Annotated in this window: 18 protein-coding genes; 10 read left to right on the top strand and 8 right to left on the bottom strand. The window is 75.0% G+C overall.

The genetic code is table 11. The features are described from left to right. Positions 1 to 11: 11 nt before the first annotated feature. From IG05_RS0107250 to IG05_RS0107235, 4 genes are all read left to right on the top strand, one after another. Positions 12 to 731 carry a phosphatase PAP2 family protein gene (locus IG05_RS0107250; RefSeq protein ID WP_199808260.1) on the top strand — a complete coding sequence of 240 codons (720 nt, stop codon included), beginning with the start codon at positions 12 to 14 and terminating at the stop codon, positions 729 to 731. A 10-nt stretch (positions 732 to 741) separates the two neighbouring features. Next, positions 742 to 1,431: an HAD family hydrolase gene (locus IG05_RS0107245; RefSeq protein ID WP_030340221.1), complete on the top strand. Its 690-nt coding sequence runs from the start codon at positions 742 to 744 to the stop codon at positions 1,429 to 1,431. 163 nt (positions 1,432 to 1,594) lie between these two features. Next, a complete protein-coding gene (locus tag IG05_RS0107240) occupies positions 1,595 to 2,263 on the top strand; it encodes a TetR/AcrR family transcriptional regulator (RefSeq protein ID WP_030340219.1) in 669 nt (222 codons plus the stop codon). A 293-nt stretch (positions 2,264 to 2,556) separates the two neighbouring features. After that, the gene (locus IG05_RS0107235) at positions 2,557 to 3,891 is read left to right on the top strand and encodes an FAD-dependent oxidoreductase (RefSeq protein WP_030340217.1); all 1,335 of its coding nucleotides are present in this window, start codon (positions 2,557 to 2,559) and stop codon (positions 3,889 to 3,891) included. Between the two features lie 67 nt (positions 3,892 to 3,958). Here the strand turns inward: IG05_RS0107235 and IG05_RS0107230 are convergent, their stop codons facing one another. Continuing rightward, positions 3,959 to 4,315, bottom strand: a complete 357-nt coding sequence (locus IG05_RS0107230) for an ArsR/SmtB family transcription factor (protein WP_030340215.1) — start codon at positions 4,313 to 4,315, stop codon at positions 3,959 to 3,961. Between the two features lie 164 nt (positions 4,316 to 4,479). Between IG05_RS0107230 and IG05_RS0107225 the strand changes: the two genes are divergently transcribed. After that, positions 4,480 to 5,559, top strand: coding sequence for an NADH:flavin oxidoreductase/NADH oxidase (locus IG05_RS0107225; protein ID WP_030340214.1), 1,080 nt, complete (start codon positions 4,480 to 4,482; stop codon positions 5,557 to 5,559). A 27-nt stretch (positions 5,560 to 5,586) separates the two neighbouring features. Here the strand turns inward: IG05_RS0107225 and IG05_RS0107220 are convergent, their stop codons facing one another. The 4 genes from IG05_RS0107220 to IG05_RS0107205 all read right to left on the bottom strand — a co-directional run bounded on the left by IG05_RS0107220 (position 5,587) and on the right by IG05_RS0107205 (position 13,371). Continuing rightward, positions 5,587 to 9,876, bottom strand: a complete 4,290-nt coding sequence (locus IG05_RS0107220) for a cation-translocating P-type ATPase (protein ID WP_030340212.1) — start codon at positions 9,874 to 9,876, stop codon at positions 5,587 to 5,589. 19 nt (positions 9,877 to 9,895) lie between these two features. Then, the gene (locus tag IG05_RS0107215; protein ID WP_030340210.1) at positions 9,896 to 10,444 is read right to left on the bottom strand and encodes a hypothetical protein; all 549 of its coding nucleotides are present in this window, start codon (positions 10,442 to 10,444) and stop codon (positions 9,896 to 9,898) included. 158 nt (positions 10,445 to 10,602) lie between these two features. Next, positions 10,603 to 11,928, bottom strand: a complete 1,326-nt coding sequence (locus tag IG05_RS0107210; protein WP_037813267.1) for an SGNH/GDSL hydrolase family protein — start codon at positions 11,926 to 11,928, stop codon at positions 10,603 to 10,605. Between the two features lie 132 nt (positions 11,929 to 12,060). After that, positions 12,061 to 13,371, bottom strand: coding sequence for a PHB depolymerase family esterase (locus IG05_RS0107205; protein ID WP_030340207.1), 1,311 nt, complete (start codon positions 13,369 to 13,371; stop codon positions 12,061 to 12,063). A gap of 307 nt (positions 13,372 to 13,678) precedes the next feature. Between IG05_RS0107205 and IG05_RS0107200 the strand changes: the two genes are divergently transcribed. Together IG05_RS0107200 and IG05_RS0107195 are read left to right on the top strand one after the other, a co-directional pair. Beyond that, complete coding sequence (locus IG05_RS0107200) at positions 13,679 to 14,635, top strand: pectate lyase family protein (protein ID WP_030340205.1); 957 nt, start codon at positions 13,679 to 13,681, stop codon at positions 14,633 to 14,635. A gap of 28 nt (positions 14,636 to 14,663) precedes the next feature. Beyond that, positions 14,664 to 15,461 carry a pectate lyase gene (locus IG05_RS0107195; protein WP_030340203.1) on the top strand — a complete coding sequence of 266 codons (798 nt, stop codon included), beginning with the start codon at positions 14,664 to 14,666 and terminating at the stop codon, positions 15,459 to 15,461. Between the two features lie 38 nt (positions 15,462 to 15,499). Here IG05_RS0107195 and IG05_RS0107190 read toward each other — a convergent pair whose 3' ends face one another. Together IG05_RS0107190 and IG05_RS0107185 are read right to left on the bottom strand one after the other, a co-directional pair. Beyond that, positions 15,500 to 16,717, bottom strand: coding sequence for a benzoate/H(+) symporter BenE family transporter (locus tag IG05_RS0107190; RefSeq protein WP_037813264.1), 1,218 nt, complete (start codon positions 16,715 to 16,717; stop codon positions 15,500 to 15,502). Between the two features lie 361 nt (positions 16,718 to 17,078). Further along, on the bottom strand, positions 17,079 to 17,834 hold the full coding sequence (locus tag IG05_RS0107185) for a PaaX family transcriptional regulator C-terminal domain-containing protein (protein ID WP_030340199.1): 756 nt from the start codon (positions 17,832 to 17,834) through the stop codon (positions 17,079 to 17,081). A gap of 71 nt (positions 17,835 to 17,905) precedes the next feature. Between IG05_RS0107185 and IG05_RS0107180 the strand changes: the two genes are divergently transcribed. Both IG05_RS0107180 and IG05_RS0107175 read left to right on the top strand, forming a co-directional pair. Further along, positions 17,906 to 19,585, top strand: coding sequence for an acyl-CoA dehydrogenase family protein (locus tag IG05_RS0107180; protein ID WP_030340197.1), 1,680 nt, complete (start codon positions 17,906 to 17,908; stop codon positions 19,583 to 19,585). Between the two features lie 144 nt (positions 19,586 to 19,729). Then, positions 19,730 to 21,748: a HEAT repeat domain-containing protein gene (locus IG05_RS0107175; protein WP_030340195.1), complete on the top strand. Its 2,019-nt coding sequence runs from the start codon at positions 19,730 to 19,732 to the stop codon at positions 21,746 to 21,748. Positions 21,749 to 21,783: 35 nt separating this feature from the next. Here the strand turns inward: IG05_RS0107175 and IG05_RS0107170 are convergent, their stop codons facing one another. Continuing rightward, positions 21,784 to 22,377, bottom strand: a complete 594-nt coding sequence (locus IG05_RS0107170; RefSeq protein WP_030340193.1) for a hypothetical protein — start codon at positions 22,375 to 22,377, stop codon at positions 21,784 to 21,786. A 274-nt stretch (positions 22,378 to 22,651) separates the two neighbouring features. On the opposite strand from IG05_RS0107170, the gene IG05_RS0107165 reads away from it, so the two are divergent. Continuing rightward, positions 22,652 to 23,740, top strand: a complete 1,089-nt coding sequence (locus IG05_RS0107165) for a WD40/YVTN/BNR-like repeat-containing protein (protein WP_037813261.1) — start codon at positions 22,652 to 22,654, stop codon at positions 23,738 to 23,740. The last annotated feature ends 62 nt before the right edge of the window (positions 23,741 to 23,802 follow it).

Below are 23,802 nucleotides of genomic sequence, written 5' to 3'. Positions count from 1 at the left end.
AAGATCGCTGCATGCACCAGCCTCCCCCTGCTCCCCCGTCGCCCCCCTCCCCTGGGCCGTCGGCGGCACCCCGCTCGGCCGCCCGCGTGGCCGCGGCCCTCGCCGCCTGCTTCGTGGCGCTGCTGGTCCTCGTCGCCCTGCGCTGGCATCCCCTGCTCACCGTGGACAGCCGCATCTCCCGTGCCACCCACCGCTGGGCGGTGCGCGACCACGAGCTGACCCATGTCTTCCGCGTGCTGACGGACTGGGTGTGGGACCCCCTCACCATGCGTCTGCTGGCCGGCGCGGCGGTGGTGTGGCTGGTCTGGCGGCGCGCGGCGTGGTGGACGGCGCTGTGGCTGGCGGTCACCTGCGCGGTGGCCGCGCTCGTGCAGCAGTCGGTGAAGGCCGCCGTCGGCCGCCCCCGCCCGGTCTGGCCGGACCCCGTCGACTCCGCCCACTACGCGGCCTTCCCGTCCGGCCACGCGATGACCGCCACCGTGGTGTGCGGCCTGCTGCTGTGGCTGCTGCACCGCCGCGGCGCGGGCCGTGCCCTGTGGCGTACGGCGGTGGCGGCGGCGCTGGTGTCGGTCGCGGGTGTGGGCGTGACCCGGGTGTGGCTGGGCGTCCACTGGTCGTCGGACGTGCTGGGCGGCTGGCTGGGCGGGGCCCTGCTGGTGGCCGTGGCGGTGCTGGTGTACGAGTGGCCGCGGAGTGCGCGGATCCGGCTCCCGGCACGCCCGCGCCGGTAGAGTCCCGTGCATGGCTGCCGTGTTGTTCGACTTCTCCGGGACCCTGTTCCGCATCGAGAGTGCCGAGTCCTGGCTGCGCGCTGTGCTGGCCGAGCGGGGTCACACCCTGCCGGACCTCGAACTGACCCGGGCCGCCCGGGCCTTGGAGGCGGCCGGCGGGTTGCCGGGCGGCCCGGAGCCGGTGGACCTGCCGGCGGACCTCGCCGGGCTGTGGGCGGTGCGGGACGAGAGCGCGGAGCTGCACCGGGCCGCCTACACCGGCCTGTCCCGCCGGGTGCCGCTGCCCGACCCCGGGCTGTACGACGCCCTGTACGACCGGCACATGGCGCCCGCGGCCTGGTCGCCGTACCCGGACGCGGAGAAGGTGCTGCGCACCCTGCGCGAGCGCGGCGTCGGGGTCGGCGTGGTCAGCAACATCGGCTGGGACCTGCGCCCGGTCTTCCGCGCGCACGGCCTCGACGCCTATGTGGACGCGTACGTGCTGTCGTACGAACACGGGGTGCAGAAGCCCGATCCGCGGCTGTTCTCGGCGGCCTGCGCGGCGCTCGGCGCGGATCCGCGGCGGGTGGTGATGGTCGGCGACAACCGGACGGCGGACGGCGGCGCCGCCGCGCTCGGCTGCCGGGTGCATTTCGTGGACCACCTGCCGGTGGACCGGCGTCCCGACGCGCTGCTGCCGGTGCTGGACCTGGTGAGCTGAGCGGCGGCCCGGACGGGGAAGGGGGCGGCCGGCGCCGTTCGTCCAGGGCACTCCCCCGCGTCGCCCCAGACGAACGGCCGTTCCGGGCGGACCCCAAGGCACAGGGGTGCCCCACTGCGTTGAGTATAGTTGGCTGGCAGCCAGTCAACGCAGGAGTTACAGGATGTCCCCGCGAAGCGCCTCGGTCAATGAAGAAATGCGGCGGCGTTCCCGGGAACGGCTGCTGCAGGCCGCCGTCGAACTCGTCGGTGAGCGCGGGTTCGAGGCCACGACGCTGGGCGACATCGCCGACCGGGCCGGTTCGGCGCGCGGACTGGTGTCGTACTACTTCCCCGGCAAGCGCCAGTTGGTGCAGTCCGCCGTGCACCGGCTGATGCACCGCACGCTGGAGGAGGCGCTGGAGCGGGAGCCGCACACCGAGGACGGCCGGGAGCGGCTGGCCCGGGCCATCGACGCGATCCTGGGCCTGGCCCGGGACCGGCCGGTGCTGATGCGCCAGCACATGGCGGGCCTGCTCCAGGCCGAGGGCTTCGTGCAGTGCCCGGAGCAGCGCCGGCTCGCGGAGCTGCTGAGCGACACGGTGGCCCGGTACGGCGCGCAGAACGTCTCGGCCGACTACCCGATGCTGCGGGCCCTGTTGATGGGCGCGGTGTACGCGGCGCTGGTGCCGGGAGTGCCGATGCCCGTCCCGGCGCTGCGGGACGAACTGTTCCAGCGGTACGGGCTCGACCGGGAGATGGGGGTGCCCCCGGAGAGCGAGCCGGACCCGGCGGCGGGGGGCGGGGACCTGTCCCGGTTCTTCGCCACGGAGGAACGGCCGAGCGGCTCCTGACGCCGAGCGGCTCCTGAGGGGTTCGCCCCGCTCGGACGCCCCGCCGCCGCGCTCCCACACGTTCCGCCCCTTCCGCCCCTCCCGTGCCTTGCACCCCTTCCGTGCCTTCCGTGCCTGCGCTGTCCTCCGCGCCTGTTCTGCCGTCCGCTCGTACGCGCGTACCGCGCGAAGGGTGATCACACTCAGACGCACGGACCCGCCTCCGGGTCACCCCACCGGCCCCTGCCGCCGGGCGTCCGGCGGTGCCATGCTGGAACCGTCCGCACACTCTCCTTCGGGCGAGGAGTACCGCTGTGCTGCGTGTCGCCGTCGTCGGTTCCGGGCCGAGTGGGTGTTACACCGCCCAGAGCCTGGTCCAGCTCGATCCCGAGGTCCGCGTGGACGTCCTGGACCGGCTGCCGTGCCCCTATGGCCTGGTCCGTTACGGCGTCGCCCCCGACCACGAGAAGATCAAGTCCCTCCAGGGCAGCCTGCGCACGGTGCTGGAGCACGAGCGGGTGCGGTTCCTCGGCGGGGTCCGGGTGGGCGGCCCCGGCGGCCTGCCCGTGCGGCAGCTGCGCGGGCTCTACCACGCGGTGGTCTACTGCGTGGGCGCCGCCACCGACCGGCGGCTCGGGATCCCCGGCGAGGAGCTGCCGGGCAGCTGGTCCGCGACCGAGTTCGTGTCCTGGTACAGCGCCCATCCGGACGCGGCCGACGCGGGCTTCCTGCGCGGGGTGCGCTCGGCGGTGGTCATCGGGGTCGGCAACGTCGCGGTGGACGTCGCCCGGATGCTGGTCCGGGGCGCGGCGGAGCTGCGTCCCACGGACATCCCGCAGGCCGCGCTGGACGCGCTGGCGGCGAGCGGGCTCAGCGAGGTGCACATGGTGGGCCGGCGCGGCCCGGCCCAGGCCCGCTTCACCACCAAGGAGCTGCGCGAGCTGGGCTCGCTGCCCGGCACCGACGTGCTCGTCGACCAGGGCGAGCTGGCGCTCGACACGGCCGATCCCGGCGCCCTGCCGGCCGGGCCGCGCCGCAATGTGGAGGTGCTGCGCGCCTGGGCGGCACGGCCGGCCCCGACCGCCGCCCGGCGGATCCGGCTGCGGTTCTTCCTGCGCCCGGTGGAGCTGCTGGAGGAGGACGGCAGGGTGGGCGCCGTCCGCTTCGAACGGACGGCACCGGACGCCTCCGGCGCCGTGACCGGCACGGGCCGGTACGAGGACGTGCCCGCGCAACTCGTACTGCGCTCGGTGGGCTATCGCGGAGTGCCGCTGGAGGGGCTGCCGTTCGACCCGGCGAGCGGCACGATCCCGCACCGGGAGGGCCGCGTGCTGCGCGACGGCGTGCCCTCGCCCGGCGAGTACGTCGCCGGGTGGATCAAGCGCGGCCCGACGGGGGTCATCGGCACCAACCGGCCGTGCGCCAAGGAGACGGCGACCACGCTGCTCGCGGACGCTCCCGCGCTCGGCCGCGCGGACGTGCCGGAGGATCCGGTCGCGGCCCTGCGGGCGGCCGGCGTCACCCCCGTGCCCTGGGACGGCTGGCTGGCGATCGAGCGCGCCGAGGCCGAACTGGGTGCGCGGCTGGGGCGGAGCGTGGTCAAACTGGCCGACTGGGACACCCTGCTCGGCGCGGCGCGGGTGCCGTAGCGCGCGGGGCGTCCCGGCGGCCGGGCGGGCGCGTCCGGTAGTCACGCGGAGCGCTGGCGCGGCCGGCTCAGCCGGCGGCGCCGATGCGGCCGGCCTGCCGGTCCGCGGCGGCGAGCAGGCTGTCGAGCAGGCCCGGGAAGAGGCCGTCGAGATCGTCCCGGCGCAGTACGTTCATCTTGGCCGTGCCCCGGTAGACCTGCCGGATGACCCCGCTCTCCCGCAGCACCCGGAAGTGGTGCGTGGTGGTGGACTTGGTCACCGGCAGGTCGAAGTGCGAGCAGGTCAACTCGGCTCCCACCACAGCGAGTTCGCGCACGATCTGGAGGCGCATCGGGTCGGAGAGCGCGTGCAGCACGGACTCCAGGCGGATCTGCTCCCGGTCCGGGTGCGGCAGCGCGCGGCCGGTGGTGGCGGTGTCGGTCACGGCGGCTGCCCCTCGTCACGGAATGCTCGTCTCCCCGCAATGGTACGAGAACCGTCGTAGCTCGACAGTCCTCGTAGTTTGACATCCGTCGTAGTTTGACATCCCTCGTAGTACGAGGAGTACCGTACGAGGACACCAGCCGTCCGTGACGAACGGAGTCCGACGTGAGCGCGCTCTTCGAGCCCATCACCCTGCGCGAAGTGACCATCCCGAACCGGGTGTGGATGCCTCCGATGTGCCAGTACTCGGCCGAACCGGAGGGCCCGCTCGCCGGCGCCCCGCACGACTGGCACTTCGCGCACTACGCGGCGCGCGCCACCGGCGGCACCGGGCTGATCGTGGTGGAGGCCACCGCGGTCTCGCCCGAGGGCCGGATCTCCCCGTACGACCTCGGGCTGTGGAACGACACCCAGGTGGAGGCCTTCCGCCGGATCACCCGCTTCCTCACCGCCCAGGGCACCGTGCCGGCCGTCCAGCTCGCGCACGCCGGCCGCAAGGCTTCCACCGACCAGCCGTGGAAGGGCGGCGCGCCCGTCGGGCCGGAGGCGCACGGCTGGCAGCCGTCCGGCCCGAGCGCCCTGCCGTTCGACGAGCGCCACCCGGTGCCCGCCGAGCTGACCGTCGAGCAGATCGACGAGATCGTCGGCCAGTTCGCCGCCGCCGCGCGCCGGGCGCGGGCCGCGGGCTTCGAGATCGTCGAGATCCACGGCGCCCACGGTTATCTGATCCACGAGTTCCTCTCCCCGCACTCCAACCACCGGACCGACGCCTACGGCGGCACGTACGAGAACCGCGCCCGGTTCGCCCTCCGGGTCGTGGACGCCGTACGGGCGGTGTGGCCGGCGGACAAGCCGGTGTTCTTCCGCGTCTCGGCCACCGACTGGCTCCAGGCCGGCGGCTGGACCCCGGAGGACACCGTCCGCCTCGCCCACGACCTGCACGCCCACGGCGTCGACCTGCTCGACGTCTCCACCGGCGGCAACGCCCCCGGCGTCACCATTCCGGCCGGGCCCGGCTACCAGGTGCCGTTCGCCGCCCGGGTGCGGAGCGAGAGCCCGCTGCCCGTGGCGGCCGTGGGCCTGATCACCGAGACCGGGCAGGCCGAGAAGATCCTGGCGAACGGCGAGGCCGACGCGGTCCTCCTCGGCCGGGAGCTGCTGCGCAACCCGTCCTGGGCCCGGCACGCCGCCCGCGAACTGGGGGCAAAGGTCCGGGTGCCGGACCAGTACCACCGCTCGGTCTGAGACCGGCGCCGACGGGCGCGGCGCCGGTCAGGCGGGCAGGAGGCGGGCGACGGTTCGTTCCAGGCGGGGCAGGGCGCGCTGGCCCGCCAGGGCGAGCGCGATCGCGGCCACGACACCGGCCCAGGCGACCGGACCGAGCGGGGTGCAGCCGAACACCCGGCTCAGGCCCGGGGTCTGGACCATGGCGACGAGGGCCAGCGCGGAGCCCAGCGAGGTGACCTGGACCAGCCGGCTGTCGCGCCGGTCCAGCAAGGTCTGCACGAGCTGGGTGCCGACCACCCCGCACAGCGCCATGGTGCTGGAGCGGCGGGCGGTGCCCGGTGTGAAGCGGCCGATCAGCCAGGCCGTGACCGCGCCCAGGCAGGTGGTCAGGGCCCGGTGCCGGATCTGCCGCAGCAGCGGGTCGCCCAGCACCCCGGCCGCCTCCTCCACGTGCCCCAGGTCCGCCTCGCCCTCCTTCTCCGTCACGGCCACCGCCATCGACGGGAACAGGTCGGTGAAGAGGTTCACCATGAGCATCTGCCGGGTGGACAGCGGCGACCGCCCGGACAGCAGGGTGCCGAGGATGCCGAAGCCGACCTCGCCCGCGTTGCCGCCGATCAGGATCGCGATCGCGTCGGCCACGCTGTGCCACAGCGCTCGGCCCTCGCCGATCGCGTCGATCAGCACCGTCAGGTCGTCGTCGGTCAGCACGATGTCGGCGGCGTTGCGCGCGGCGGCCGAGCCCCGCGCGTTGATGCCGACGCCGATGTCGGCGGCGCGGATGGCCGCGGCGTCGTTGGCGCCGTCGCCGACCATGCCGACCACCCGGCCCGCGTCCCGCAGCGCCTCCACGACCTGGAGCTTCTGCTCGGGCGCCACCCGGGCCACCACGCCCGCGTCACGCAGCATCCGGGCCCGGGTCGCGCGGTCGGCCGCGGCCAGCTCGTCGCCGGTGACCACCACGGTGTCCTCGGGCCAGCCCAGGTCGGCGGCGATCGACCGCGCGGTCTGCGGGTGGTCGCCGGTGAGCATGACCGGTCGTACACCCGCACCGTTCAGCCCGTTCACCAGTGCCGTCGAGGTCTCGCGCGCCACGTCGGACAGCGCCAGCAGCCCGGTGAAGCCCAGGCCGGCCAGCGGCCGTTCGAGGGCGTCCGTCTCCTGCTCGTCCGCGCTGAGCCGGCGTTCGGCCACCGCCAGCACCCGCAGGCCGTCCCCGGCCAGCGCGTGCGCGGATTCCGCGGCGCCCGCGGGCAGCCCGGCGCAGGCGGGCAGCACGGTTTCCGGGGCGCCCTTGACCACCAGCACGGGCGGCCCGTCGCCGCTGCGGCCGACGGCGGCGGCGTACCCGCGCGCGGCCTCGAACGGCAGGTCGGCGAACTGGGTCCAGTCCGGGTCGGGCGGTGCCGCGGCCAGTACGGCCTCGTCGGTGGCGTGCACCGGCCGGTCGGAGTCGCCGTTCAGCCGCGGGCAGGCCCGTGCGGCGGCCCGGACGGTGTCCTCGGAGCCGGTGTCGGACACCGGGCGGACCGTGCCCTCGGCGTCGGAGGTGCGCACCAGCCGCAGCCGGTTCTCGGTGAGCGTGCCGGTCTTGTCGAAGCAGATGGTGTCCATGCGGCCCAGCGCCTCCAGCGTGCGCGGGGTGCGCACCAGGACGCCGCCCCGGCTCAGCCGGCGGGCGGCCGCCAGCTGCGCCACCGTCGCCACCAGCGGCAGCCCCTCCGGGACGGCCGCCACGGCCACCGCCACCCCGCCGCTGACCGCATCCCGGATCGGGGTGCCGCGCAGCAGCGCCAGACCGGTCACCGCGGCGCCGCCCGCCAGCGTCAGCGGCAGCGCCTTGCGGGTGAGTTCCTGGAGCCGGGCCTGGACGCCGCCGGCCGGGGGCGTGCGCGCGGCGAGGTGCACGGCACGGGCGGCCTCGGTGCGGTCGCCGGTGTCGACCACGATGGCCCGGGCCTCACCCGCCACCACGGTCGTGCCCTCGAAGAGCATGCAGCTGCGGTCGGCGACCGCGGCGTGCGGGGTGGGGTCCGTCTGCTTCTCCACCGGCAGCGATTCGCCGGTCAGGGCGGACTCGTCCACCTCCAGGCCCTCCTGCCACAGCAGCCGGGCGTCGGCGGGCACCACGTCGTCCGTCTTGAGCTGGATGACGTCGCCCGGCCGGAGCTTGCCCGCCTCCACGGTGCGGGTGCCGCCGGCCGGGGCCTCGGCCTCCGGCGGCACGACGCGCGCCTTCTGTTGCTGTTCGGCGACCAGTCCGGACAGCGCGCGCTCGGCCCGCAGCCGCTGGACACCCCCGACCAGGGCGTTGAGGTCCAGGGCGCCGACGACGAGCAGCGCGTCCACGACGGAGCCGAGGATCGCCGACGCCGCCGAGCCCACCGCCAGGACCGGGGTCAGCGGGTCCTGGAGCTCCCCGCGGACGGCGCGGCCGAGCCGGTAGGACCAGCGGGCGGGCGCGGCGGCCGGGTGCCGGGTGACGATCCGGGCCGCCGTGCGCAGCCGGGTGGTCAGCGCGTTGCCGGTGTCGGGGGCGGGTTCGTGCGCCAGCCGGTCCCGGGCCTGGTCCGGGTCCAGTTCGTGCCAGTGCACGCGGGGGCGGGGGTGCGGGGCGCGGGCCGTCGCCACGCCGAGCGCGGCCCCGGCCCCGGACAGCAGCGCCGTCGCGGCGCCGATGTCGACGGGGGCGTGCCGGAACCCCGGCAGGACGGCGAGGCGACCGCGTCCGCCGCCGGACTCGCCGATGGCGACGAGCAGCCCGGACAGCGCGGCGCCGGACCGTGCCAGGGTCTGCGCCCGGCGGCCGACCCGGCGGGCGGCCGGGATCGCGGTGAGCACCCGCCACAGGTCGGGCAGGCCCTGGAGGGCGAGGATGTCGGCGCTCCACACCACCGCGCCGTCCCGGTCGGTCAGCGCGACCGCGACATCGGCGGCCCGCAGGGCGGCCCGTACGTCGTGCTCGCCGGCCCCGCGCACCCGGGCGGCCACCAGTACGGCGCCCTTGTCGCCGCGCGCCTCGTACACCACGTCGTCCAGCGGCCGGCGGGCGTCGACGACCTGGTCGGCGAGACCGGTGAAGTCCTCCAGCACCGGATCGTCCACGAGCACGACCCGGAGCCCGGCCCGGCGGGCCGCGTCCAGCACCGGTTCGGCCCAGGCGTCGGCCTCGCCGCCCTCGGCGCGCAGCGCGCTCGGGTGCAGGACGAGCGTGCTCGCCATCTCCAGCTCGCGCAGCCGCTCCGGGTCGCGGACCAGGACGCCGGTGCGGGCCAGGGCGGCGCTGAGCACGGCGTGGTAGGCGGCGGGACCGTAGCGGGCGGCCTTCGGGGAGCCGGCCAGCACCGCCTCCGCGGCCTCGCCGGCGTTGTGTTTGACCAGCAGGGTGGCCGCCGCGCCCAGGAGGCTGCCGGCGGAGGCGTGGGCCGCGTACTCCTGGGCCGGGGAGACGCGCAGCGGCGGGCGTGGCGGGTCGTCGGGGCCGGCACCGAGGCTGACCCGGCCGGGGGTGCACAGCCGGTCGTGGACCGTCTCGAAGGCGGCCGAGCGGGCCACGGTATCGGCCAGCTGGCAGGCGCGCAGCACACCGTCGAGCACCAGGGAGGTGGGGGTCTGGCCGGCCCCGTGCACGGCGGCGTTCGCGCAGGCCAGTATGAGGTCCATGCGGGTGTCACCGACCCGGGAGCGCAGCCGGGCGCGGAAGCGCGGGTTCTCCCGCAGCAGGGTCACGACCGCGGTCAGCAGGCGGGGCGAGGGCGGCAGCCGCAGCGAGTACGCGGTGAGGCCGACGGCGATGCCGAGGCCGTCGGCGGCGAGCGTGGCCGCCGACGCGCGCACGCCGGCGGGGTCGGCCGGATGCGTGGTCTCCTCCACGTCGGGGGCCGCCAGGACCAGTCCGTGCCGCTCGGCGAGGCCGACGGCGTGCTCCACGACCCGGTCGGCGGCCTCCTCACTGGTCGCGGTCACCACCAGGCGGCCGAGTCCCTGGTCCCAGTAGGCGACGAGCACCTCGGGGTGTTCCGCCAGCGCCTTGGCCAGCCGGTGCGCCAGGTGCGCCGTGCCGCCGGCGTGCCGCGCGTGGTCAGGGTCCAGGGGCCGCACCGCCAGGTGGGCACGGGCGCCGGACCGCCAGTGGCCGCCGGCGCCGGGCAGCGCGTTGCGAGCCACCCGCGCCACCCGCGCGATGGTGTCCGCGCCGCGCACGCCGGCGCGCGCGGTTCCGGCGGCGGCACCGGCGGCCAGTCCGACCGCCGGTGCCGCCGCCCGCGCGAGCAGGCGTGGTGCGGCGGGAAGCAGGCGGGCGGCGGCCGGGGGCACCGTGAGCAGACCGGGCAACGTGACCTCCTCAGGGTGTTCAGAGCGTGGTGCGGTCGGGCCGCGCGGTCGGCCCGAGGGGCCCGTGGGACGTCTTGGCCGCCGACGCCTGGCCGCCTTGGGCCGCGTCCGGCGGACCGGCTGTCCCGGCGTGCCCGGTACGGCCCGGGGCGTGGCCGCCGGATGCGGGCGTGCCCGGGACGTGGCCGCCCGGGGACGTCGTGGTCCCGGCGGTCGCCCCGCCGGGCGCGTGGCCCCCGCCGCCGGACCTGAGGGCGGCGGTGCCGAGGTCGTGGGCGGGTTCGGGCTGTCGCGCACCCGCGTCCCCGGCCTGAGCCGGCCGGGGCTGGGTGAGCCAGGCCACCGCCGCGCCGGTGAGCGCGACGGGCCACTCGACCACACCCGCGGCGCCGAGCAGCCCCGCCCCCGCGTACACCGCCATGCGCCGGCCCCGGGGCGAGACCGCGCCGACCTTGTCCAGTGTTTCCTCCGCGGCCCTGGTCACCGTTCCGGCGCCGGGCACCCTGCGCAGTACCGAGGCAGCGCCGCGCAGGGGCGCCGTGAGGGCCGAAGACTTCTGCTCAGCCATGACTCTCCTCGGGTGAGATGGTCGTGCGTGCCCGCCGAGTGCCCGTGAGCGTGCTGGTCATCCCCTCTTTTCCCGGAGGACACCACCTCTTCCAGGGAACGCCACGGATCGCGCCGGCGCTACCCCGCCCCGTACGCGACTTCGCCGGAGGCGCGGCTTCAGGAGGCGGGCCGGAACAGCCCCTCGGGCACGGCGTCGGCGAGCACGCGGTACCCCTCGGGATTCAGGTGCAGCCAGTCCCCGGCGTGCAGCGCGGGCAGCAGCCGGCCGGGGTCCGCGGGGTCCCGTACCGCCCGGTCGAAGTCGATCACCGCGTCGAAGTGGCCGGGGGTGCGGATCCAGGCGTTGACGCGTTGCCGGCCGGCCTCCCGTTCCTTGGCCGGGTCGTCGTACAGGGTGCTGCCGCCGAACGGGGTGAGGGTCGCGCCGTAGACCCGGATGCCCTGGGCGTGGGCGCGGACGATGATCTGCCGGTACCCGGCGATCAGGTCGTCGGTGACCGCGCGCTGCTCTTCGGGGGTGGCCCCGGCGGTGCCGATGTCGTTGACGCCCTCGAAGACGATCAGCCAGGCCACTGCGCTGCGGGACAGGACGTCCCGGTCGAGGCGGGCGAGCACATTGGGGCCGAGTCCGTCGTTCAGGACGCGGTTGCCGCCGGCCGCCTGGTTGAGGACGGCGATGCCGGAGGTGGCCGGGCGGCTGCGCAGGCGGTCGTAGAACCGGTCGGGCCAGCGGTCGTTGCCGTTGGTGGTGGAGCCGCGTCCGTCGGTGAGCGAGTCTCCGACGATCGCGACCGCGTGGCTGCGGGCGGGCGCCAGCACCTCGACGTCGCTCAGCAGGTACCAGTGGTCGACGGCGGTCGCGCCGGGGAGGTCCGCGTCGCGCGTGTGGTCGCCGTGGGCGAGGTACGACGTGGTGCGCGAGCCGGGGTGGGAGGTGAGCGCGAGCGAGTTCTGGCCGCGCGCGGTGTACGCCGTCACGGTCAGCTCGGATCCGGCGCGCAGCGCGAAGTCCAGCGGGTCGGAGACCATCTGCGCGCCGACCGGGACGGTCACCGCGTCCCGGCCCGCGAAGGTGACCGGGCGCAGGCTCCCCGGCTCGACCGCGCCGGCGCCGGCCCTGCCGTCGCGGGGCAGGGCCACGGTGACGGCGGTGAGCGGCAGCGGGGTGTCGCCGTAGGCGTTGGAGAAGCGCAGCCGGATGCGGGGCCCGCCGGCGGTGACGCGTACGGTCTGCCGCAGGGTGGTGTCCACGAGCACCGACTTCTCACCGGTGTACGGCGCGGGCGGCAGGTTGGCGGGTTCGGTCAGCTGGGGCATGCCCGTCCAGGTGTTCACCCAGTGCCGGCCGGGGCCGGCCGCGGCGGTGGCCGGTGCCGTCCTGGTGACCAGGGCCGTGAGGGCGGAGGCGGTCACGGCCAGGGCGAGGACGAGGACGCAGGTGCTGAGCAGGGTGGCGAACGGCGTTCTGCTGGACGGCTTCACGGAGGCCTTTCCGGGGTGCGGGGTGTCGGTGCGGGGCACGCGGCAGCCGGGCGCGGGCCGGCGAGCCCGGGAGTCCGCCCGGCGGGGTGCGCGCCGGACCGGCCGGGGCGGTCCGGCGCGCACCCGGGGTCGTCAACCGGCCGTGCAGGCGCTGCCGTTGAGGCTGAACGCGGCCGGTGCCGCGCTGTTTCCGGTGTGCGTGGCCTGGTAGCCGATGGTGACGCTCGCGCCGGGTGCGATGGTGGCGTTGTACGCGGCGTTGGTCGCGGTCACCGCGCCGGTGCTGCCGCTGTAGCCGGCGTTCCAGCCGTTGGTGAGGGTCTGCCCGGCCGGCAGGGTGAAGCCGAGTTTCCAGCCGTTCACCGGGGTCGTACCGGTGTTGGTGACGGTCACGGAGGCGGTCAGACCGGTGCTCCAGGTGCTGACCGCGGCCGTCACCTTGCAGGCGGCGGGCGGTTGCGGTGGGGTGCCGCCGCCGTCGAGGCCGAAGAAGGTCAGTGCGCGGGAGGCCATGCCCCAGCTGTAGAGGTTGTGGCCGACGCCCTGGAGGCTGATCGCCTCGACGGGGGCGCGGTCACCGGTGGCGCCGTAGCGCGTGCGGGTCCAGCCGGAGACGGGCGTGTCCGTCGCGGCGGGGGTCTGGCCGACGCCGTGCACATCGGTCCACTGCTTGATCTCCTCCCCGAGGTTCGGGTAGCGCAGGGTGTCGTCCTCGGTGCCGTGCCACAGCTGCATCCGCGGGCGCGGGCCGGTGTAGCCGGGGTAGGCGGCGCGCACCAGGTCGCCCCACTGCTGCGGGGTGCGGATGACGGTGCCGCCGGAGCAGGCGCTGTTCCACTCGGAGCCGTCGGTGGTGGCGAAGCAGCCGAAGGGGACACCGGAGAAGGCGGCGCCCGCGGCGAACACGTCGGGGTAGTCGCCGAGCAGGACGTTGGTCATCATCGCGCCGGAGGAGATGCCGGTGACGAAGATCCGTCCGGTGTCGGCGGCGTAGGTGCGGGTGGCCCAGTCGACCATGGACCGGATGCCGACCGGGTCGCTGCCGCCGCCGCGGCGGAGTGCCTGCGGGGAGGAGACGTCGAAGCACTTGCCGGCCCGGGTCACCGACGGGTACACGACGACGAACCCGTGCTGGTCGGCGAGCGAGGACCACTCGGTGCCGGAGTACATCGCGGAGGCGGAGCCGCCGCACCAGTGCACGGCCACGACGACCGCCGGGTGCGCGCCGACGCCGGCCGGGACGTAGACGTACATCTGGAGGTTGCTGGGGTTGGCGCCGAAGCCGGTGACCTCGGTGAGGGTGGCCGTGGGGACGGCCTGCGCCCGGGCCGAGGCCGGGGGCGCGCCGAGCGCCAGGGCGGCGAGGAGCGGCAGCAGTCCGCCCAGGAGGGTTACCAGTGCCTTGCGGAGGGCGGTTCGCGAGCGGTGCGGTGTGGGGGGCACGTCACCTGTCCCTTCTGATCGCGGCTCGTGCGGGGGGCGTGCTACGTGCGCATCGTGCGGGGAACCATCCGGCATCGTGGCATGGACACCCGGGTCCATGGAAGCGCTCCCACGGCACTTCTCGCGGTGTGAAACAGCCGTGCGCGACCGGTTGACTAGAAAGCGCTTGCACTCTACGGTCCGTTCATCAGCGTGACCCACTGCCACCGAAACGGGCCTGGTGGGTCACCATCCCCCCCATTCGCGTTCCAGTTTGAGTACGTCATTCATGTATATGACCTACCCCACACAGAACGGACGCACCCGCATGCAGCTCAGAGGAATGTCCGGCACGGCCGCCACCGCCCTCGCGCTGTCGGCCGCGGCCCTGGTCGCCCTGCCCCAGCCGGCCGACGCGGCCGACGCGGCCCCCGTCGGCTTCGGCGCCGGGACGACCGGCGGCGGCAGCGCCCCGGCGGTCACCGTCTCCACCCTGGACGCCTTCAAGACGGCCGTGACCGGCAGTTCGGCGAAGGTGGTGAAGGTGAGCGGCCTGATCAAGCTGAGCGGTCAGGTCGACATCGGCTCCAACACCACCGTCCTGGGCGTCGGTTCGTCCTCCGGCTTCACCGGCGGCGGACTGCGCCTGAAGAAGGTCGGCAACGTCGTCATCCGCAACCTCACCATCAGCAAGGCCGTCAAGACGGACGCCATCACCGTCCAGGCCGCCACGCAGGTGTGGATCGACCACAACTCCCTGTCCTCCGACCGCGATCACGGCAAGGACTACTACGACGGCCTGGTCGACATCAGCCACGCCTCCGATCACGTCACGGTGTCCTGGAACGTCTTCAAGGACCACTACAAGGGCTCACTGGTCGGCCACAGCGACAAGAACGCGGCCGAGGACACCGGGCACCTGCGGGTGACGTACCACCACAACTGGTTCGACAACGTCAACTCCCGCATCCCCAGCCTGCGTTTCGGCACCGGGCACTTCTACGACAACTACGTCGTCGGCGCCGAGACGGCCGTGCACTCCCGCATGGGCGCGCGGATGCTGGTCGAGAACAACGTCCTCCGCGACACCCAGGTCGCCGTCACCACCATCCGGGACAGCGACGTCGACGGATACGCCGTCCTGCGCGGCAACGACCTCGGCGGAGCCGCCACAGAGGTCTCGCAGGCCGGCACCTTCACCACCCCGCCGTACGGCTACACGGCCGAACCCGCCTCCGGGGTCGTCGCCTCGGTGACGTCGGGTGCCGGCGCCGGAAAGATCTGAGCCCCACTTGGAAGAAGGCATTCGGGACATGACCTCATCGGCAACCTCGCGCGGTCTGCTGGGCGGCCTCGCCACCCTCGGGCTCATGCTTGGCATGATCATGACATCCTCGCCGGCGGACGCGGCCACCTGGCCGACCGCCAACGGCAGCCAGGCGGTCTCCTCCACCATCTCCGTGTCCGGTACCAAGGACTACGGCATGAAGCGGCTGTACGGCACCGGCGACCTCGGCAGCGGCAGCGGCAGCGGCAGCCAGGACGAGGACCAGGGCCCGATCCTGGAACTCGCCCCCGGCACGGTCCTCAAGAACGTCATCATCGGCTCGCCCGCCGCCGACGGCATCCACTGCCTGGGCAGCTGCACGCTGCAGAACGTCTGGTGGGAGGACGTCGGCGAGGACGCGGCCACCTTCCTCGGCTCCTCGTCGTCCAACGTCTACACCGTCAGCGGCGGCGGGGCGAAGGAGGCCAGTGACAAGGTGTTCCAGTTCAACGGCGCCGGCACGCTGAACGTCTCCGGCTTCGCCGTGAAGAACTTCGGCACCTTCGCCCGCTCCTGCGGCAACTGCAAGACGCAGTACAAGCGGACGATCAACCTCAGCGGCATCGAGGCGACCTACAAGGGCAGCAAGCTCGTCGGCATCAACACCAACTACGGCGACAGCGCGACCCTGCGGAACATCACCATCGTCGGGGACACCAGCAAGAAGATCATTCCCTGCCAGAAGTACATCGGCAACAACACCGGCAAGGAGCCGACCACCAACGGCTCGAACGCGGACGGCACCTACTGCAAGTACTCCGGCTCCGACATCACCTACAAGTGAGCCGGGCGGCCGGGCCGCGGCGGCGGCCCGGCCCCTGGTCACACCCGGGCCGTCCGCCGGCGCCGGCGCCCGGACAGGACGAGGTGGGCGGCGACGCCGAACACCAGGCCCCAGAAGGCGGAGCCGATGCCGAACAGGGTGACGCCCGAGGCGGTGGCCAGGAAGGTGATCAGCGCGGCCTCGCGGTCCTTCTCCTCCTGGACGGCGCCGGTGATGGCGCCGGCCAGCGCCCCGAACAGGGCGACGCCGGCGACGGCGGCGACCAGTTCCTTCGGCAGCCCCGCGAAGAAGGCCACCAGGGTGGAGCCGAAGGCACCGATCAGCACGTAGAAGGCGCCGCACGAGACACCGGCCACATAGCGCCGTCGCGGGTCGGGATGCGCCTCGGGACCGGTGCAGATGGCCGCGGTGATCGCGGCCAGGTTGACCGCGTGCGACCCGAAGGGGGCGAGCGCGGTGGAGGCCAGCCCGGTGGTGCCGATCAGCAGCCGGTCCCCGGGCCGGTACCCGGAGGCGGCGAGCACCGCCATGCCGGGAGCGTTCTGCGAGGCCAGGGTGGCCATGATCAGCGGCACCGCGATGCCGACGAGCGAGGCGACGGAGAACGCCGGCGCCGTCAGCACCGGCCGCGCCAGCTCGATCTTGTCGACGTGCACGTGCAGCCGGGAGGTGGCCGCGCTGCCGGCGACACCGGCGGCGAGCGCGATCAGCACCGCGTACCGGGGCAGCAGCCGCTTGGCCACCAGGTAGGCCACCAGTACGGATCCGGCGATCAGCGGTGCCGTCTTCAGCGACGTGAACACATGGGTGCCGAAGCCGAACAGGATGCCCGCCAGCATCGCCGAGACCACCGCCGCCGGCACCTGGCGCATCAGCCACCCGAACACCCCGGTGAGCCCGATCAGCGTGATGACGGCACCCGTGACGAGGAACGCGCCGATGGCCTCGGCGTACGAGTACGCGCCCAGGCTGGTGACCAGCAGCGCCGCGCCCGGCGTCGACCAGGCGGTGATGACCGGCATCCGGGTCCGCAGGCTGAGCCCTATGCAGGTCAGGCCGCTGCCTATGGAGATGGCCCACACCCAGGAGCTGGTCTGCGCGGTGTCCAGGTGTCCGGCCGAGGCCGCCGCGAGCACGATGACCAGCGTTCCCGAGTAGGACACGACGACGGCCACGAGGCCCGCGAGCACGGCGGACAGGGACGCGTCCCGCAGCAGCCGGGGCGGGGGCGCCGGCTCGGACTCCCCGGCCCGCACCCGCTCTCGCTCTCCGGCCGGCGCTGGCTCTCCGGCCGGGTCCGGTTCTCCGGCCGGGTCCGGTTCTCCGGCCGGGTCCGGTTCTCCGGCCGGGTCCGGCCCCCCGGGCCGCCCCGGTGCGGAGCGGCCGGCGGCGGAGGGCGGCGCGGCGGTGTGCGCCGTGCCCGGGGCGTTGTCTGTCTCGGGGGACTCGGGGCTCAACGGTCTTCCTTCGGTGCGGTGCTCTCCGGCCCCCCGACGGTATAACGGTGCTCGCTGAGACGTTCCGCGCCGCCCGAAGAAGCGGCCCGGATGGGGAGTTGACGATTCCGGCCGACGTGCGGCGAGCGCCGCGGGGCGGCGGGGGCGTTCCGCGTTCGGATCACTGCCCCCCGCGCGCGTCCAGCGTCACGCCCAGCTCCCGCCGATAGGCGGCGTACGCGGTGCGCAGCCCCTCCCCCGGCCAGCCTGCGGGCAGCAGGGCCGACGGCAGGACGGGGTCGGTGAGCAGGTGGCGGACGGCTGCCGCGTAGGCGGTGAACCGGTCGGCCGGGTGGTCGGCCCGGGTGGCCCGGTCGAGCAGGGCGCGTGCGGTGGCCGCCCAGTCGGCCAGTGGCCAGAGCCGGGCGGCCAGCTCGCGCGGCGGCTCGTCGGGGCGTGCGGTGCACGTCAGGGCCACCCGGTGCAGACCGGCGGGCAGGGGGCGGTCGAGATTGGCGGGGCGCAGCCAGACGCCCTCGCGGAGTTCGGCCAGCCGCAGGGCCGTCAGCCGGGTGCGCAGGTCGGCGCGTTCGGCGGGGCCGCGGCCGGTCGCCGTGATCACCACCATCTCCCAGTCGCCGTCCCACGCGCGCGTGCGGGGCCGCACGGCCTCGTCCTGGCGGCGCTGCCGGGCCAGCAGCCGGTCGCTGAGCCGGTAGACGCCGTCCGCGCGCCGGAGGTCGCCGGCGGCCACCATCCGGCTCAGCGCGGCCCGCAGCGTCGACCCGCCGACCCCGAACGGCTCCACGAGCCGCACCAGGTCCTTCACGGGAAGCTGCGGCGGGTGGACGCCGAGGAGCAGGCTCAGCACGACCGACCGGGCGGACAACGGTCGCAGACCGGCCGCGTCCGGTTCCGCGGAGACGTTCATGCGCATGACCCCGCACTCTACGTGCGCCTTCTTGTTGCATCATTGCTACAACCGCAGGAAGAGTGCAACATGCTCCCATGGTCTCGATTCCCGCGCAGCCGCAGCCGCCGTCACCGTCCTCGTGGCCGGACGCCACGCACGACGTCACCAACCAGCCGCCGCTCCTGGCCCCGTACGACGCCTCCGACGACCCGGCCCTGCTGGAGGGCCTGCGCCGGGAGGGTGCCGGGTGGGCCGAGGACGGCATCCGCCGGCTGGGAGTGCGCGCGGGCAGCGCCGAGGCTCAGGAGTGGGGCGAGCTGGCGAACCGGTACGAGCCGGTGCTGCGCACCCACGACCGCTACGGCCACCGCGTCGACGAGGTGGAGTTCCACCCCAGCTGGCACCACCTGATGCGGACGGCGGTCGCCGAGGGCCTCGCGGGTGCCCCGTGGGCCGACGACCGGCCGGGCGCGCACGTCGCCCGGACCGCGGGCGGCCTGGTGTGGGGGCACACCGAGGCGGGACACGGCTGCCCCACGTCGATGACGTACGCCGCGGTCCCCGCCCTGCGCGCCCAGCCGGATCTCGCCAAGGTGTACGAGCCGCTGCTCACCAGCCGGGAGTACGACCCGGAGCTGCGCGTCCCCGCCGACAAGCCCGGACTGCTCGCCGGAATGGGCATGACGGAGAAGCAGGGCGGCTCCGACGTGCGGACGAACACGACCACGGCCACGCCCACCGGCGAGGCGGGGGTGTACACGCTGCGCGGGCACAAGTGGTTCACGTCGGCGCCCATGTGCGACGTCTTCCTGGTGCTCGCGCAGGCCCCGGGCGGGCTGTCGTGCTTCCTGGTGCCGCGGATCCTGCCGGACGGCAGCCGCAACACCTTCCGCATCCAGCGGCTCAAGGACAAGCTGGGCAACCGGTCCAACGCCTCCTCCGAGCCGGAGTTCGACCGGACCGTCGCGTGGCTGGTCGGGCCCGAGGGGCGGGGCGTGAAGACCATCATCGAGATGGTCAACTGCACCCGGCTGGACTGTGTGATGTCCTCGGCGACCCTGATGCGCAAGACGCTGGTCGAGGCGGCGCACCACGCCCGGCACCGCAGCGCGTTCGGCGCCCGGCTGATCGAGCAGCCCCTGATGCGCAACGTCCTGGCCGATCTCGCGCTGGAGTCGGAGGCGGCGACGACGCTCACCCTGCGCCTGGCCGGCGCGGCCGACCGCGCGGTGCGCGGGGACGCCGGGGAGCGGGCCTTCCGGCGCATCGCCACCGCCGTCGGCAAGTACTGGGTCACCAAGCGGGGCCCGGCGTTCACCGCGGAGGCCCTGGAGTGCCTGGGCGGCAACGGGTACGTGGAGGAGTCCGGCATGCCCCGGCACTACCGGGAGGCCCCGCTGCTGTCGATCTGGGAGGGCTCCGGGAACGTCAACGCGCTCGACGTGCTGCGCGCCCTGGGCCGCGAGACGGACACCGCCGAGGCCTTCTTCGCCGAACTGGCCCTCGCGCGCGGGGCGGACGCCCGGCTCGACACGGCCGTGGCGGCACTCAGGGACCAATTGGCCGAAACCGATGAGACGGGGGCCCGTCGGCTGGTCGAGCGGATGGCGCTCGCCCTCCAGGCATCCTTGCTCGTCCGGCACGCTCCGCACCCGGTCGCGGACGCCTTCTGCGCCACCCGGCTGGGCGGCGACTGGGGCCACGCGTACGGCACCCTGCCCGCCGGGACCGACCTGGACGCCGTCCTGGAGCGCGCCCTGCCAGGCCGGAACTGATCCCTCCACGCGCGCGTGCCGCCGGCCGTGTTCCGTGGCCGGTCAGCGCCGACGGATCGCACACAGTCAGCGAATGGTTCCGGACCGTTGTCGGTGCCGTGGTGCACACTCCCGATCAGGTGGCACTCGCCCGGGGAGGACAACGTGTTCACGGGGATCGACGAGGTCGACTGGGCCTCGCTGCGGCACGCGCACGGCAGCGCGGAGGACGTGCCCGGATGGTTACGGGCCCTGGCGTCCGCGGACACCGCCGAGCGGGCGACCGCGCTCGACGGGATGTACGGCGCGGTGCACCACCAGGGGAGGGTGTACGACTCGACGCTCGCCTGCGTGCCCTTCCTGTTCGCGATGCTGGCCCGCGAGGAGGTGCAGGACCGGGGCAGCATCGTGGAACTGCTCGTCAGCATCGGCGGTGAGAGCTTCGGCGCCGGGGGGAACCCGGGCGTACCGGAGGGGCTGACCGGGGACGGGCGGGCGCGGGCGGCGGTGAGCGCGGGCGCCGAGGCCTTCGCCGGGCTCGCCGGCGACCCGGACCCGGCGGTGCGCCGGGCGGCGGCCGGGGCGCTGGTGCGCTTCCTGGAGGAGCCCCCGCGCGTCCTGGAGCTGCTGCGACGGCGGCTGCGGGCCGAGCGGGACGACTGCGTGCTGCTCGCCCTCACGGAGGCGCTGGGCCTGTTCGCGCGCCGGTACCCCGCGCACGCGGAGGGCGCGTTGGACCTCCTGGCCGAACAGAGCGCGCCGCCCTACGCGCCGGGGCTGCGGCTGGCGGCACTCGGCCAGCTCGCGCTCCGCGCGCCGGGCCGGCTCCCGGCCGACCTGGTGCCGGCGGCGGTCCGGCTGCTGCGGCAGCGCTCCGAGCAGCGCCTGCGGCAACAGGAGCACTCGACCACGGACACGCTGGTGCGCCGGATACGGCGGCTGCGGCCCTCCGACGAGCAGGGGGCCGTGCTGCTGCGCACCCTGCACAGCGCCCTCGATGACCGGGTGGAGGACCGGATCGCCCTGCTCACCGGGCAGCTGACCAGTCCGGACCCGGTGGACCGGTGCAATGCCGTGTGGATGTCGGCGGGGCTGCTGCGCGGCTGGCGCGGCGCGTACGCCGGGACGGTCCGGCTGCTCGGTGCCCAACTGGACAGCGAGCAGGACCGGTTGCGGGACGCGGCGGTCTCGGTCCTGACCGAGCTGTTCGACCTGGCCGCACCGGCGGCGGACGACCTGCACGCACTGGTGAGCGCGCGGCCCGACCTGTGGACGCACCGCTGGGAGCGCTGCCCGCCCGCGCTGGGCGGTCCGCTCAAGGCACTGGCAAGGACCGGTGATCCGCGCGCGGTGCCGCCCCTGGCGCAGCTGCTGGCCGGACCGGCGGCCCCCGTCGGACTGGGCGGCGAAGTCGCCCACCTGGGCCGGGCCGCCGCGGCGCTGGCTCCCGCGCTGCGTCACCGCCTCGGCCGCGTCCCGCTCGCCTCCCCCACCGCCGCCCGGCTCGCCGCTCCGCTGCTGACGGCGATCAGAGCCGTCGGGGACGAGGACGCCGTGCCGGAGCTGCTGCGGCTGCTCTCGGGCGCTCCCGACGGCCTGGCAACCAGGGAGGCGGTCGCCGGCCAGGTGATCGAGACCCTGGCGGAGCTGGGCGCGGCGGCACCTGCGGCACCGCTCCTGCGCATGCTGCTCCGCACCCGGCACGCGGCGACCGCGGCGGGCGCGCTGTGGTCGGCGGACGGGGACACCGCCGCCGTACTCCCCGTCCTGCTGCGGGAGTTGGAGCAACCGGATCCGGACGCCCGCCGCACCGCCGTGCGGCAGCTCGCCAGGCTGGGGCCGGCCGCGCGCGCCGCGCTGCCCGGGCTGCGCCGGCTCGCCGGTCGCGGGCCGGTGCGGGAGCGCGTACCGGCGGCGTACGCGCTGTGGCGCATCGACGGCGACCCCGGCCCGGTCCTGCCCGTGTTCCGGACCGCCTGGACGGCGGACCCCCGCACCCGGGTCCCCCTCGCCCGCTGCCTGACCGCGCTGGGCCCCGCCGCCGCGCCCCTGCGCGACCTGGTCGCCGCCGAACTGGCCTGTCCCCGCCGTCACACGGCGGACGAGGGCAGGTACGGCGAGCGCGGCATCCCGGACGACGAGGAACTGCTGCGGATGTGCCGGGGGCTGCCGGCCGGGGGGTAGACGGGCCGGCGCGTCCGCGACGGCCCAGGGGTCGGTCAGACCGTGCGTCCCCACTGGGGGCCGAGGCGGGACCACTCGGTGTCCCAGGCATCCATGCGGCGGCGTTCCAGGCGGCTCCGTACGGCCAGGCCGCCGACGAAGGGGACCGCCGCGGCACTCACGCCGACCAGGATGCCTATGAGGGTGGCCCGGAAGGCGGCCTCGGAGGCGGTGGTGGGCCGGGAGACGAGGCGCCCCTGCGGGTCGGTCCACACGGTGACCGGCGTACCGGGCCCGCTGCCGGGCTCCACCCGCACCTGCCCGGTGTGCGCGGAGCCGTCGGGCACCGTCCAGCGGACCTTGGTCCAGACCCGTTCACCGGCGGAGGCATGGCTTCTGTGCGGGGGCGACGACCCCGGCACCTTCGTCACGACCCGGGCCACCGCGGGCCGCCAGGCGGCCCGTTCCCGGGCGAGCCCGTCCTCCACCGAGCCGGCGGCCACGAGGCCGGCCAGCACCCCGGCCAGGACGGTCAGCAGGCAGGCACCGAGCACCACCCAGGCCTCCACCACGTCGGCCCGGCGTTTGAGCGGGTTGCGCCGCCAGCGCCACAGCCACACCTTCGGACCACGGAACGCCTTCAAAGGCATCCTCCTCACGAGCGCACCGACCGGCCGGACCGCCCTCCCATACGGGAGAGATCGCTCCGTTGCTCACGACGAGCCGTCTCCCCGACGGTCGCACGAGACACCCACCTCGCGCAGGCGCATGCCGGAACGGAACCGGCCGATCCTCGCCATGGCCCCGCGACACAGCCCCTGACCTGCACGGACCCCCGCTGGGGGGAGGAGTGTCAGTGGCGGGGTGCACACTGGCCGATACCTGAACGACTACCCGGACAACGGCGTCCCGGAGGTGATCGGCATGACCGAGGTACTGCTGGCGGTGGGCACCCGCAAAGGCCTCTTCATCGCGCGGCGGCGGGGCGGCGGTCCCTGGGAGTTCGACGAGAAGCCGTACTTCAACGCGCAGGCCGTCTACTCGGTCGCGATCGACACCCGGGGCGCCCGGCCCCGGCTGCTGGCGGGCGGCGACAGCGCGCACTGGGGCCCGTCGGTGTTCCACTCCGACGACCTCGGCCGTACGTGGACCGAACCGTCCCGGCCCGCCGTGAAGTTCCCCAAGGACACCGGTGCCTCCCTGGAGCGGGTCTGGCAGCTGCACCCGTCCGCCGCCGAGCCGGACGTGGTGTACGCGGGCACGGAACCGGCCGCGCTGTACCGCTCGGCGGACCGCGGCGAGAGCTTCGAGCTGGTCCGGCCGCTGTGGGAGCACCCGACCCGCTCGCGGTGGGTGCCCGGCGGCGGCGGCGAGGGCCTGCACACGGTGCTCACCGACACACGGGATCCGCGGGCCGTGACGGTGGCCGTCTCCACCGCCGGGGTGTTCCGCACGGCCGACGGCGGGGAGAGCTGGGTGCCGTCCAACTCGGGGGTGTCCGCGGTGTTCCTGCCGGACCCGGACCCGGAGTTCGGCCAGTGCGTGCACAAGGTCGCCAGGGACGCGGCCGATCCGGACCGGCTGTACCTCCAGAACCACTGGGGCGTGTACCGCAGCGACGACGCGGGCGCGCACTGGACCGACATCGGCGAGGGCCTGCCGTCGACGTTCGGCTTCGCCGCGGCCACGCATCCGCGCCGGGGCGGCACGGCGTACGTCTTCCCGATCAACGCCGACGCGGACCGGGTGCCCGCCGGGCACCGCTGCCGGGTCTTCCGCACGGCGGACGCGGGACGCACCTGGGAGCCGCTGTCCCAGGGGCTGCCCGAGGAGGACCACTACGGCACGGTCCTGCGGGACGCGCTGTGCACGGACGACGGCGACCCGGCCGGGGTGTACTTCGGCAACCGCAACGGCGAGGTGTTCGCCTCGGCCGACGACGGCGACAGCTGGCAGCAGCTGGCCGCGCACCTGCCGGACGTGCTGTGCGTGCGGGCGGCGGTGGTCGGCTGACCGCACGCACGGGCGAGGGCCATTGGTTGATCGCCGGCGGGTGTGCGGCAGTAGGGTGACGC

Source organism: Streptomyces sp. NRRL S-1022 (assembly GCF_000720135.1).
In the GTDB taxonomy this organism is placed as follows: Bacteria; Actinomycetota; Actinomycetes; order Streptomycetales; family Streptomycetaceae; genus Streptomyces.
Note: the sequence above shows the minus strand (reverse complement) of the source record. Positions and strands in the feature narration are given on the sequence as shown.